Origin of the sequence: Microbacterium sp. SLBN-146, from assembly GCF_006715145.1 — a bacterium.
Taxonomy (GTDB): Bacteria; Actinomycetota; Actinomycetes; order Actinomycetales; family Microbacteriaceae; genus Microbacterium.
Genome location: NZ_VFMR01000001.1, coordinates 121,067 through 134,279, shown reverse-complemented (window position 1 = coordinate 134,279; position 13,213 = coordinate 121,067). Strand labels below are relative to the sequence as shown.

The following is a 13,213-nucleotide window of genomic DNA, read 5'->3' as shown; positions in this document are numbered from 1 at the left end:
ACTCACGAAAGGAAAACCCGATGTCGACAATCACCACCTCACGGCGCCTGCGCACAGTCGCCGTGGCCACAGCATCCGTCTTCGCGCTCGGCTTGACGCTCGCCGGCTGCTCATCGGACGGCGGTTCCGCCGGGGGCGGCGGCAGCGCCGACGAGCTCGAGGCAGCGCTCGAGGCCGGCGGCGAGATCACGTACTGGAGCTGGACGCCGTCCGCCGAGGCGCAGGTCGCCGCGTTCGAGGAGGAGTACCCGAACGTCACCGTCAACCTCGTCAACGCCGGCACCAACACCGAGGAGTACACGAAGCTCCAGAACGCCATCACGGCGGGCTCGGGCGCCCCGGATGTCGCGCAGGTCGAGTACTACGCGATCCCGCAGTTCGCCCTCGCCGACGCGCTCGTCGACCTCACCCCCTACGGGTTCGGCGACCTCGAGGATCAGTACACCCCCGGACCGTGGGGCGCCGTCACGGTCGGCGACGCCGTCTACGGACTGCCCCAGGACTCCGGTCCCATGGCCATGTTCTACAACGCGAGCGTCTTCGACGAGTACGGCATCGAGGTCCCCACGACGTACGACGAGTACGTCGCTGCGGCCGAGCAGCTGCACGCCGCCAATCCCGACGCGTACATCGCCGCCGACACGGGTGACGCCGGCTTCACGACGAGCATGATCTGGCAGGCAGGTGGCCAGCCGTTCAGTGCCGACGGCACCGACGTCACGATCGACCTCCAGGACGAGGGCTCCAAGAAGTGGGCCGACAACTGGAACCGCCTCGTCGAAGGCGACCTCCTCTCCACCATCCCGGCCTGGAGCGACGAGTGGTACCGCGGCCTCGGCGACGGCACGATCGCGACGCTGCTGACCGGCGCCTGGATGCCCGGTGTGTTCGAATCCTCCATCCCCGACGGTGCGGGCGACTGGCGCGTCGCGCCCATGCCGACCTACGACGGGACGCCCGTGTCGGCCGAGAACGGCGGCGGCGGCCAGGTCGTCCTCAAGCAGAGTGAGAACCCCGCGCTCGCGGCGGCCTTCCTCAAGTGGCTCAACTCCGACCCGGCATCCATCGAGGTCTTCCTCGCATCGGGCGGCTTCCCGGCGACGACGGCCGACCTGGAGTCCGAGGAGTTCCTCAACGCCGAGTCGGAGTACTTCGGCGGTCAGAAGATCAACGAGGTGCTCGTCGACGCCGCGGGGAACGTTCCGAGCGGCTGGCAGTACCTGCCCTACCAGGTCTACGCGAACAGCATCTTCGGTGACACCGTCGGGCAGTCGTACCTGAACGCCGGCGACCTCAACGACGGCCTCATGGAGTGGCAGGACCAGCTGGTCGACTACGGCAACCAGCAGGGCTTCACCGTCGACTGAACCCCGTGAGGAGGGGGATGCGGCGGCCCGCACGGTCGTCGCATCCCTCGCCTTGCATCCCTTCGCGCCACTCTTCGAAAGGTCCTCCGATGTTCACGGCCCGCCTGGCCATCGATCCGCGCGCCACTCTCGCGGACGTGCCGCGCCGTCTGTTCGGCACGTTCGTCGAGCACATGGGGCGCTGCGTCTACGAGGGCATCTACGAGCCCGGGCATCCCTCAGCGGATGCCGATGGCTTCCGCACCGATGTGCGGGACCTCGTCGTCGAGCTGGGCGCGACGACCGTGCGGTATCCCGGCGGCAACTTCGTGTCGGGCTATCGCTGGGAGGACGGCGTCGGGCCGCGCGACGCGCGTCCCGCGAGGCTGGATGCCGCGTGGCACAGCCGCGAGACGAACGAGGTCGGGCTCCACGAGTTCGCCGACTGGGCCCGCGACGCCGGGCTCGAGCTGATGTACGCCGTGAACCTCGGCACGCGCGGCATCGAGGCCGCTGCCGATGTGTTGGAGTACGCGAATCATCCCGGTGGCACCGCGCTGTCGGACCTCCGCCGCGCCCATGGCGCCGACGCCCCGCTCGGAATCCGGTTGTGGTGCCTCGGCAACGAGATGGACGGCCCCTGGCAGATCGGTCATAAGACCGCCGACGAGTACGGACGGCTCGCCGCGGAGACGGCCCGCATGATGCGCTTCATCGATCCGGAGGTCGAGCTCGTCGCCGCGGGGAGCTCCAACGCCGAGATGCCGACGTTCGGCGAGTGGGAGCGGACCGTGCTCCGGCACACGGCGGGACTCGTCCAGCACATCTCCCTCCACGCCTACTACGAGGAGCGCGACGGCGACGTCGACAGCTTCCTGGCATCCGGCACCGCGCTCGATCGGTACATCGAGACCGTCGCGTCCATCATCGACGAGGCGGGCGCGGGCCCCGACTCCGCGCATCCCGTCGGCATCAGCGTCGACGAGTGGAACGTCTGGTACCAGACGCGCTGGAACGAGGTCGACAAGCCGCGCGTGCTGACGGGCGCGTGGCCCGAGCATCCGCGTCTCATCGAGGACGAGTACTCGGTCACGGATGCCGTCGTCGTCGGCTCCCTGCTCGCGTCGCTCCTGCGTCACGCCGATCGAGTGACGATGGCCAATCAGGCGCAGCTCGTCAACGTCATCGCACCGATCCGGTGCGAGCCCGGCGGCCCGGCGTGGCGGCAGACCACCTTCTTCCCTTTCCAGCGGACGGCCGCTCTCGCGAAGGGACGCGTCGTTGTCCCCGTCGTGGATGCGCCGACTCACGACACCGCGCTCGTGGGGGGAGCCCCGCTCGTGGATGCGGTCGCCACCGTCGACGGCGGGTCGATCCGTGTCTTCATCACCAACCGATCGACCACCGACGCTGCCGAACTGACGATCGACCTGGCGGCGGCGGGGGCCGTGCTGATCGATGCGGAGACGCTGACGACGCCCGACGGCGGAGACCGCCACGCCACCAACTCCGTGTCGTCGCAGCCGGTCGGTATGGCTCCGCTCACCGCGGTCGACGTGACGCACGACGGCGCATCGAGCGTCGTCTCGGTGACCGTGCCCGCCCTGTCCTGGTCGGTTCTCGACCTGGCCGCGACCGAGGAGGACTCGCTTGTCTGACTTCCGCATCGGCGACGAGAACTTCGAACTCGACGGCCGCCCCTTCCAGATCCTCTCCGGCGCGCTGCACTACTTCCGCGTGCACCCGGACCTCTGGCGTGATCGCATCCGCAAGGCGCGGCAGATGGGGCTCAACACGATCGAGACCTACGTCGCGTGGAACGCGCACGCGCCGAGCGCCGACGAGTTCGATCTCACCGGTCGACTGGATCTCGGACGCTTCCTCGACGATGTCGCGGCCGAGGGAATGCACGCGATCGTCCGCCCCGGCCCGTACATCTGCGCCGAGTGGGACAACGGCGGGCTGCCGGGATGGCTGTTCCGGTCGGGCACCGTGGGCGTCCGGCGCAACGAGCCGCAGTACCTCGCGGCGATCGAGCGATATATGGCCCAGCTCGCGCCCGTGCTGGTCCCGCGGCAGATCGATCGGGGCGGACCCATCATCCTCGTCCAGATCGAGAACGAGTACGGCGCGTACGGCGCCGACCGCGACTATCTCCAGCGTCTCATCGAGATCAACCGCGGGGTGGGAATCTCCGTGCCGCTCACGACCGTCGATCAGCCCACACCGGAGATGCTCGAGAACGGCAGTCTCCCGGAACTCCACAAGACTGCGTCGTTCGGCTCCCGTTCGATCGAGAGGCTCGCGACCCTGCGGCGCCATCAGCCCACCGGACCGCTCATGTGCTCGGAGTTCTGGAACGGGTGGTTCGACCACTGGGGAGCCCACCACCACACGACCTCTGTCGCGGAGTCGGCACGCGATCTCGACGATCTGCTCGCCGCGGGCGCATCGGTGAACCTCTACATGTTCCACGGCGGCACGAACTTCGGCTTCACGAACGGCGCGAACGACAAGGGCGTGTATCAGCCGCTCGTCACGAGCTACGACTACGACGCACCGCTCGACGAATCCGGAGCGCCCACCGAGAAGTACTGGGCGTTCCGCGAGGTGCTCGCGAAGTACACCGACCTCGCGGAGGACGATGTCCCTTCCGCGCGCGGCCCGGCGCCGACGCCGACCGCGACGATCGGCGAGGCGGTGCCGCTCGCCGAGGTCGTCGACCGGCTCGGCGAGTGGCGGTCGTTCGCCCACGTGCCGACGATGGACGAGCTCGGCGCCTTCACCGGCTTCGCGGTGTACCGGTCGCGAATCGATGTCGAAGGGTCCGCTGCGCTCGAGGTCGACGAGGTACGCGATCGTGCTCTCGTCTCCGTCGACGGTGTGCCCGTCGGCGTGCTCGCCCGCGACCACCACGATCATGCGCTGGCGCTTCCCGTCGATGCATCCGGTCTGCTCCAGCTCCTCGTGGAGGACCAGGGGCGCGTCAACTACGGCCCGCGCATCGGGGAGCCGAAGGGGCTCGTCGGAGACGTCCGCGTCGACGGCCGACCCGTCGAGCAGTGGGACGTCCTGACGTTCGACGTCTCGTCGATCGACCCCGTCCGGACTGCGCTGGAGGGAGCCTCCGCTCCCGGAGCCGCGGTCGTGGGGCCCGCGTTCGCGCGCGTGCGGTTCGAGGTGGATGCCCCGGCCGATCTCTACCTCGACACGTCCACGTGGGGCAAAGGCGTCGCGTGGATCAACGGATTCCCCCTCGGTCGGTACTGGTCGCGCGGACCCCAGCACACGCTGTACGTCCCTGCACCAGCCGTCCGGGCGGGGGAGAACGAACTGATCATCTTCGAGCTCCAGGCGGCACCGGCGCACGTGCGGTTCGTCTCGGAGCCCGATCTCGGGCATACCGAGTTTTAAGGCGGAAATCCGGGGCCGGGATGCCGGTTGCGCAGCATCCGGCAGCGTTCTATGCTCCGTGTTACCGCTAATTGTTTGCGTAAACAATTCCTGGAAACCACGATCGACGACCACGATGGCCGTCTGGAACGGATGACGATGAAGTCACGTAAAGCGAAGATCCTCGCTGCGGTTACGACGACGGCCCTGCTGGCCGGTGCGCTCGCGGGCGCTCCGCAGGCGGCCGTCGCGGCGGGAACCCCCGTCACGATCACCCCCAACCCCGCATATGCCTCGGATCCCTTCGAGGGATGGGGGACGAGCCTCGTCTGGTTCGCCAACGCGACCGGCGGCTACCCCGAAGACGTCCGCGAAGACCTGTTCCAGAAGGTGTTCGGCGAGGACGGGCTCAACCTCAACATCGCGCGCTACAACATCGGCGGCGGGAACGCGACGGACGTACCGTCGTACTTGCGCCCCGGCGGGGCGGTCGACGGGTGGTGGGCGGCCGAGCTGGGCGAGTCCGACGCCGAGGGTCCCATCACCTCGACGTACGCCGATCGCGATCGCTACGCCGCCGCGTGGGACGGTGAGAACCCCGAGCACTACGACTTCAGCGCCGACGAGACGCAGCGGTGGTGGATCGATGCCCTCGCCGACAAGATCACGAAGTGGGAGGCGTTCAGCAACTCCCCGCCGTACTTCCTCACGGAGAGCGGCTTCGTGTCGGGCGGGATCGACAGCGCCACGTCCGAGCAGCTCGCGACCGAAGACATGGACGCGTTCGCTTCCTACCTCGTCAACGTCGTCGAGTACCTCGAGGAGACGCACGGCATCGAGTTCGAGACTCTCGACCCGTTCAACGAGCCCAACACCAACTACTGGTCGACGCGGATCGGTGAGGACGGCTGGCCCACGACGGCGAGCCGCCAAGAGGGCGCCCACATCGGGCCCGCTCGTCAGGACGCGATGATCAAGGCGCTGCAGGCGCGGCTCGAGACCGCCACGACCGACGTCGAGATCTCGGCGATGGACGAGACGAACCCCGGCACTTTCGTGACCAACTGGAACGGATGGAGCACCGAGGCCAAGAACGCCGTGTCGCAGCTCAACGTGCACACGTACGGGACCTCCGGCCGTGTCGCCGTGCGAGACATCGCCAAGAGCGCCGACAAGCCCCTGTGGATGAGCGAGATCGAGGGCAACTGGGACACGTCGGGCGTCGGGTTCAACCAGACCAACATAGACAACGGACTCGGCATCGCCTCGCGCATCACCGACGACCTGCGTGAACTCGAACCGACCGCGTGGGTGCTGTGGCAGCCGGTCGAAGACCTCTACAACATGGAGAAGGTCGAGCGTCTGAACTGGGGGAGCGTCTTCATCGACTTCGACTGCGACGCGGACGGCAACTCGCTGCGCCGGCTCGCCGACGGTGACGCCGACCCCTCGTGCAAGGTCCTCACGAACGCGAAGTACAACACCATCCGCAACTACACGCACTACATCCACCCCGGCGACCGCCTGATCCAGACCGACAACACGCAGACGACCGCGGCGATCTCGAGTGACGCCGACGACGTCACGCTCGTGCACATCAACACCGACACGACAGCGCGCGACCTCACGATCGACCTCTCGAAGTTCGGCTCCATCGCACCGGGCGCGACCGTCACGCCGATCATCACGACGGAGTCGCCCGCTGCGGACCCGACCGCGAACGCCCTCGTGGCCGGCACCCCGGTGCCCGTCGACGCAGCGCGCGGACAGGCTGTCGTCTCGGTGCCGGCGAAGTCGGTCGCGACCCTCGTCATCAGTGGAGTGTCGGAGGTGTCGGATGACGCCCCCGCCCTCCGCGACGGTCACAGCTACCAGCTGTTCGGCGTCCAGAGCGGGCTCGCGCTCGCGGCGGACCCGTCGACGCTCGTCATCCGGACGGGGGCGACGACGCCTGCGACGGCCGTGGCGCAGACCTGGACGGTCCGCACGATCGACGGCGAGGGGACGAACCGTCACAGGTTCGCACTCCAGGCCGGCGATGGGCGCCTCCTCGGCGTCGCCGGGGGAGACGCCGTGCTCTCGAGTGCGGCGGTCGAGGCCGCGGCATCCGATCCGTCCCTCCAGTGGATCGCCTCGACGGGTGACGGGAAGACGTACTCGCTGCTCAGCGTCGCCGATCAGCGCGTTCTCGACGTGAACGGTCAGAGCACCGCCAACGGGTCGCGCGTGGGTCTGTGGACGACGAGCGATGCCGACAATCAGCGCTGGACGCTCGCCGACACGGGGATCACGAGTGTCTCTCCCGTGTCGACGACGACCCCGACGGGTGTCGCGGCGACGCTTCCCGGACAGGTCACGCTGAACTACCGCGGCGGTGTCGAGCGCCGGGCCGCGGTCCAGTGGGACGCCTCCGGTGTCGATTGGTCGACCGCCGGGACGAAGACGGTGACCGGCACCGGTACGGATCTCTTCGGGGCCGAGTTCGAGGCGGTCGTGACGGTCGAGGTGGGCTCCTACCGCGCGACCGAGCCGACGTCGCTGACGACCTACGCGGGCGTCGATCTCGACCGCGTCGTGTCCGATGCGCCGACGACCGTCACGGTGCGCGTCGGTGACGCGGCGAGCGAACTGCCCGTCGAGTGGGACTGGGCTGGCCTGAGCGACGCGTCGTTCGCATCGACGGGTGTCGTGCGGGTCACGGGGACGGCGACGACCTCGGACCCCGCGAACCCGACGCTGGGAGCGTCTCTCGCGGTCATCCTCACGACGCCCGGCGAAGCCAACGTCGCTCCGGCGAGCACGGCGACGGCGAGCTTCACGGAGAGTTCGTCCTACAGCGTCGACCGCACCAAGAACGGCATCACGAGCGACAAGGGATGGTCGAACTGGCGCTCCGGTACGAAGAACGCCACCGACACCCTGACGTATGCGCTCGCCGAGCGGGAGCGCGTCGAGCACGTGAAGATCCACTTCTACAAGGACGGATCGAGCACGAGCTGGGCGCAGACCCTCACGGTCGAGACCCGGACCGGTACCGGTGCGTGGACGCCGACCGGCATCGTCACGGTACCGACGCCCGGGAACGGGACGGCGCCCGTCGTCGATGTCCCCTTGGCGGGTGTGCAGGCCGACCAGGTGCGCGTCGTGCTCACGGCGTATCCCGCGACGCACATGATCGTCTCGGAGGTCGAGATCTACGCGGCCGCTGCCGGCACAGCGGACGTCGCCGATCTCGCCGCGCTCACGCTCGACGGGGCTGGGCTCGAGGGATTCACGCCCGACCGTGCCGAGTACGAGGCGTCGTGGGCGGGTGTCGCGCTCCCCGTGGTGCGCGCGGTGCCCGTCGATCGGAACGCGAGCGTCTCCATCGCGCAGGCGAGTGAGGCCGATCCCGTCGCGACGGTGACGGTCACTGCGCCGGGCGGTGCGACGCGGACGTACACCGTGACGTTCAGCCGTGAGGAGCCGCCGCTTCTCGAGGCGACCGTGGCATCGAGCATCCGATGCATCGCCGGAAAGGCGTACGTCACGATGACGCTGACGAACACGAGCGACGTGCCGGTGGACATCACGGCTACCACGCCTTACGGAACGAAGTCGTTCAGCGACCTCGCCCCCGGCAAGCGCGTGTCGGTGGCGCTCAACTCTCGGATGGCGTCGATCCCCGCGGGCGAGATCGGCCTCGCGCTGACCGGTGTCGTCGACGGAGCCGAGGTCGAGCGTTCCCTCGTGGCCCCGCTTCCCGCGGGAGGCTGCGCCTCCTGAGGCCCCGGCCCCGTTTGCCGAGAAGACCCGAACCGTCGCAATTCCGCTCCTCAGCGGACGGTTCGGGTCTTCTCGGCAGTGGGGGCCGGGCCTCGCCCGGGGTCGACGCCCGGTCGGCGAGAAGACGCGACCCGTTCTCGGGCAGGGCCGTGACACGCGGCACCGAGAAGACGTGGGACTCCAGCGCGGCCGCATGTGCGCGCGACGGCGTGAGGGGGAAGCTCACGAGAAGCGACGGATGCAGGTGGCGCCGGCGCCGGCCTCGGCCCTCGCGGGAACGTGACGTCAGGCCGGGGCGATCGGGCGATTGCGAACCCGGAACCAGAGACTGAGCTCGCGCGTCGCGCGGAGGACATTGTCGGCGTCGTTCGCGCTGTCGAGATCGTCGAACGTGCTGCGAAACCCCGGGGGAAGCGGGGTCGAGGGATCTGCGACGGGCTGATACGCCATCGTCCAGTCCGCGAACTGTCGTGCGGTCGGTTTGCCTTCGTCAAGCGTTCGCATGCCGCTGTGACGCGGATCCTGCGCGATCTTGCCGTAGAGGGTGCGGATGCTGTGCTCCGGGCCCTCGAGGAACTGGACGAACCGTCCACTCCGGTACAGCAGGAGACCCGTGATGTCATTCGCGGCGTTGCTCTCACGGGCGTGGTGCAGCAACGCCGCGAGGGCGTCGTCGTCGAGCGGCGAAGTCGCCGTACTCGCATAGACGAGCGAGAAGAGTGTGCTGTCGCGAGCGGAGCGCGTCATTCGCGCGACCCGTCGGCTCCCGTAGACGCCACCGCGTGCATTGCTTCGTCGAGGCGCGTGTGCGTGCTGAGCGGGCGTGTGTGTGCGTCGAGGGCGGCGAATCGTCCGTCGGATAACACCTCGATGCATCCGAGGAATGTTCCGTTGTGGCTCCCGACGTAGAACCCTTCATCTACGCGGGCCCAGAGAGCGTCGGCGATATCAGTCATCTTGGTCCGTATCCATCTGCTTCAGGCTAACCGCCGCGTCCGACATCAGGGCCCGATCCTGCTTCACAGGCCGTTTACTCCTCGCCTGAGTACTGCGCCCCGTCCGCCGAGAAGACCCGAACTGCGCGTCTGCAGCCGCGAAACGCGCAGTTCGGGTCTTCTCGCGACATGGGCGGGGACACCGCGGACGGACGAAGGGGAGGGCCGCCGATTCGGCGACCCTCCCCGTTATCCGCTCGGCTCAGCGCGTGCCGGTCAGCCGATCGACGCGACGCGGCGGCGTCGGACGATCAGTGCGGCGATGCCACCACCCAGGATCGTGAGACCCGCGAGGAGGAAGCCGAGCATGCCGGTGCCTCCCGTCATGGCGAGGGGGCCGCTCGACCCGCCCGCTGCCGGGGTGCCGCCGGTGCCCGAGCCGCCGCCGCTGCCGTCGGATGCGACGACGATCGTGAACTCGAGTGTGTCCGACACGGATGCCGAAGCCACCTCGGTCCGCTCGAAGCGGGCGGCGATCGCGTACGAGCCCGCGTCGAGACCCTCGGCGAGCGTCACCGTCGCGACACCGTCGACGACCTCGGCCGTTCCCAGCACGACGTCTTCCGCGGCTTCCGCTGCGGCGAACCGGGCCCGAGCATCCGACACCTGGATCACGGAGACCGTGCCGTCGGTGACCTCGCCCGTCACAGTCGCGATGACCGTGAGCGGCTCGCCCTCGATGAGGCTGCTGTCCTCGCTGAGGGCGATGTCGACCGACGTGGGTGCGAGCAGCGAGACGGTCGCCTCGAGCACGCGACCCGATCCGAGTCCCAGGGCCGACGCCGTGTAGGCGCCGAGCTCGGCGTCCTCGGCGCTCGTGACCTCGACCTCGGCAACGCCATCGGCGTCGGCGACCGCGGATTCGACGATCTCGTCGCCCATCGAGAACGCGACGGTCTCACCGGCGCGGAATCCCGTGCCGGTCAGTGTCAGGGGCTCGCCCGGGGCGACATCCTCGGCGGAAGTCAGGAGCTCACCGGGCGTCGTCGAAGCTGCGAGCTCCGCACACGCGTCACCCTGCACTCCGACGGTCGGCGCCTCGGGCAGCGCACCGGTCACGCCGTCGTCTTCGCGCACGATGAGACGGCCGAAGGCGTCCGTACCCATGACGGCGTGAGTCGAGTTGGTCGCGCTCACCGTGAACGCGCTCGTCGGGTTGGCCGATGCGGCGCTGTCTCCGCCCGTCGGAATCGTGACAGTGACGCAGGTCTGTCCGGGGGCGAACGTCACCTGCTGCACGGCCGAGGCGACCGTTGCCGACCCGAGGACGCTGACGAACGCGGTGACGGGTGCCGTCTCGGCGCGATTGAGGTAGACGGCGACATCGGCGGTGCCGGGGCCGGAGCCTTCCTCGATCGTCGTCGAGGCGATGTTGACCGCGGTCCGCGTCTGCACGACGGCGGGCGCACTCGTGGGGGTGTCGAACGCGAGGTCGGACAGGTAGAGCCCGCCCGCTCCCGTACCGTCGGCGCCCACCCCGGCCGTGAAGCGCACTTCGCGCACATCCGCGAGGTTGATGCCGGACATCTCCGAAACCGGGATGGTCACCTGCTGCAGCACGATCTTGTTGAGCCGCGTGTTGGTGCCGCCGGGCATCCGGTTGATGGCGAGCGGGTTGATCTCCGACACCTTGCGGCTGAAGGTCTGTCCTGCCCCGTCGATGACGCTGATCGTCACGTCGGTGCCGAGGGGCACCGTGCGGTCCGGAGCCATCTTGACCGTCAGCTGCGATCGTGACGAGACGTCGCGCTGGCCCTGCGGCACGGAGACGCGCAGCTCACCGGTGCTGGGTGCCGCCGGGTTGGATCCGCCGGTCCACAGCACGCGCGTCACGGGGGTCGCCGTGACGTTCAGGCCGAAGCGCACGGGGGTCCAGTGCGGAACCCGCGATGTGCCGATGTCCTGCAGGGTGCAGTACGGCATGGGCGGAGCGATCGAGCTGCTCGTCTCGGCGTTCGCGCACACCTGAGCCGATGCGGCACCGCTCGTGCGGATGAGGCTGCTCGCGCCAGCGAAGTCGGTGACGAGTGTCGTGGCGGATGCCGGCTGGCTGGCCATCACGCGGACGTCGGCGTACGAGGTCCGCGGCGTGGTCGGAGTCGCCGAACCGTCGAACAGCGACTGGAACTGCGTTTCGCCGCCCATCGTGAGGCGGAAGAAGCCGGTCATGTACGACACGCCCACCTGATACTGCTGCTCGGGGCTCATGCGCGTGGCATCCGCTCGTGCACAGCTCGAGGTCGTGTCGCTCGTCGTCCAGTCGTCGCTCGTCGAGTACGGGTACAGGCCGGGGGTCCACACGGTGTTGAAGAAGTTGTGGTTGGCGCCCATGATCCACACGGCCGAACGCAGGACGTCATCCCCGAAGGCGTGACGCGAGTCGTCGATCATGTGCTGTCCCTGCTGGTTCGACACGTCGCCGTCGCAGTAGGGGAGGAAGACGGCCATCGGCACGTCGGGGATCGTCATGCGCCCGAAGTCGACGGGAGCGAGCGGCAGTACCGAGACGATGCCGAACGGGTCTTCCAGTGCCTGGTTGAGCGTGACAGCCGAGGTCGCCCCTTCGCCACCGCGGGAGTGCCCCATGATGCCGACGTTGTCGAGATCGAAGCGGCCCGCAAGGCTCGCGGCCGTCACACCGGCAGCGGCGGCCGGCGCGTCGGTGCGCTTCGTGGCGTAGGTGAGGGCTTCGTCGAGCGTGCGCGTGACGCTCGTCACGGTGCCGTCGGCGGCGGGCCAGCTGATGTCGTCGAAGGCGACGGGCTTGGCGGAGTTGGCGGCATCCAGCATCGACAGCGTGTCGAGGATGAGCTGCCCACGTGCCTTCGCGCCGTAGTCGAGCGCGAGCTGGTTGTCGTTGGAGTTGACGGCGTTCGCGGCGATCGACAGCACGTTGTAGCCGCGCGATGCGAGCGCGCGTCCGGTGCCCTCGTAGCCCTGGTACGAGCGGACGTTGACCTGGTTGGGTCCACAGGGCCACCGCAGGGGGTTGGACGTGCCGGTGGCGCACGAGCCGTGGCGTCCGTGCAGCAAGATGACCGTCGGGCGCTCGCCGGATGCGCTCGTGAGGTACATCTTTCCGGTCATCTCGCCACGGATGCCGCCGATTCCGGCGAGTGCGACGGCGCGGTCGCCGAAGTCGTACTCGGCCTCGGTGACGGTGAACTCTCCGAGGTCGCTGGGGTCCTCCGTCGCGGCGAAGGGAGCGAGGCGGCTCATCTGGCGGAGAAGGACGTCGTTCGTCTCCTCCGTGGTCGTCTCGACGGACGGCGACTCGGCGGCCTTCTCTTCGTCTCCCGAGGCCCATCCCTTCTCGACGTCGCGCGCGGTGGCGACGCTCGGGTCGGCCGTGACGACCGAGAGCGACAGGCCGTCGGCGGATTCCGTCGCGAGGCCGATGGTCTCGCCGTCGACGACGATCGTGGGGGCATCGCTGACGATCGGCAGTGCCTCGTCGAGCTGGAACGTGACGAGGTAGCCGCCCGGGGCGGTGGTGACGGTCCAGTCGTCACCGGAGGCGACGACTCCGTCAGTGGGCGCGACGGCGGATGCCGCGGGGGCGGAGCTGAAGAGAAGCGCGGGCGCGATGAGCGCCGTCGTGACGACGGCTATGCGCGCGCGCAGGGGTGAGTGAGTTCGCACGAGACTCCGATGCAGAGATGGACGCAGTGCGTTCGGGCGCACCGCTCGGAACGAGAACCGGGATCGGCTCCC

At 68.9% G+C, this 13,213-nt stretch carries 6 protein-coding genes; 4 read left to right on the top strand and 2 right to left on the bottom strand.

Going from position 1 to position 13,213, the window contains the following annotated elements; genetic code table 11:
• Positions 1-20 precede the first annotated feature (20 nt).
• From FBY39_RS00430 to FBY39_RS00415, 4 genes are all read left to right on the top strand, one after another.
• Entirely contained in the window at positions 21-1,367 is a 1,347-nt protein-coding gene (locus FBY39_RS00430; protein ID WP_141929725.1) for a sugar ABC transporter substrate-binding protein, read from the top strand.
• Positions 1,368-1,456: 89 nt separating this feature from the next.
• Entirely contained in the window at positions 1,457-3,004 is a 1,548-nt protein-coding gene (locus FBY39_RS00425; RefSeq protein ID WP_141929724.1) for an alpha-N-arabinofuranosidase, read from the top strand.
• On the top strand, positions 2,997-4,760 hold the full coding sequence (locus FBY39_RS00420) for a beta-galactosidase family protein (protein WP_141929723.1): 1,764 nt from the start codon (positions 2,997-2,999) through the stop codon (positions 4,758-4,760). Before FBY39_RS00425 ends, FBY39_RS00420 begins: the two co-directional genes overlap by 8 nt.
• Before the next feature lie 132 nt (positions 4,761-4,892).
• The gene (locus FBY39_RS00415) at positions 4,893-8,504 is read left to right on the top strand and encodes an RICIN domain-containing protein (RefSeq protein ID WP_260837377.1); all 3,612 of its coding nucleotides are present in this window, start codon (positions 4,893-4,895) and stop codon (positions 8,502-8,504) included.
• A gap of 285 nt (positions 8,505-8,789) precedes the next feature.
• Here the strand turns inward: FBY39_RS00415 and FBY39_RS00410 are convergent, their stop codons facing one another.
• Together FBY39_RS00410 and FBY39_RS00405 are read right to left on the bottom strand one after the other, a co-directional pair.
• Positions 8,790-9,251 carry a BLUF domain-containing protein gene (locus tag FBY39_RS00410; RefSeq protein WP_141929722.1) on the bottom strand — a complete coding sequence of 154 codons (462 nt, stop codon included), beginning with the start codon at positions 9,249-9,251 and terminating at the stop codon, positions 8,790-8,792.
• Positions 9,252-9,715: 464 nt separating this feature from the next.
• Positions 9,716-13,141 carry an LPXTG cell wall anchor domain-containing protein gene (locus FBY39_RS00405; protein ID WP_141929721.1) on the bottom strand — a complete coding sequence of 1,142 codons (3,426 nt, stop codon included), beginning with the start codon at positions 13,139-13,141 and terminating at the stop codon, positions 9,716-9,718.
• Between the last annotated feature and the right edge of the window lie 72 nt (positions 13,142-13,213).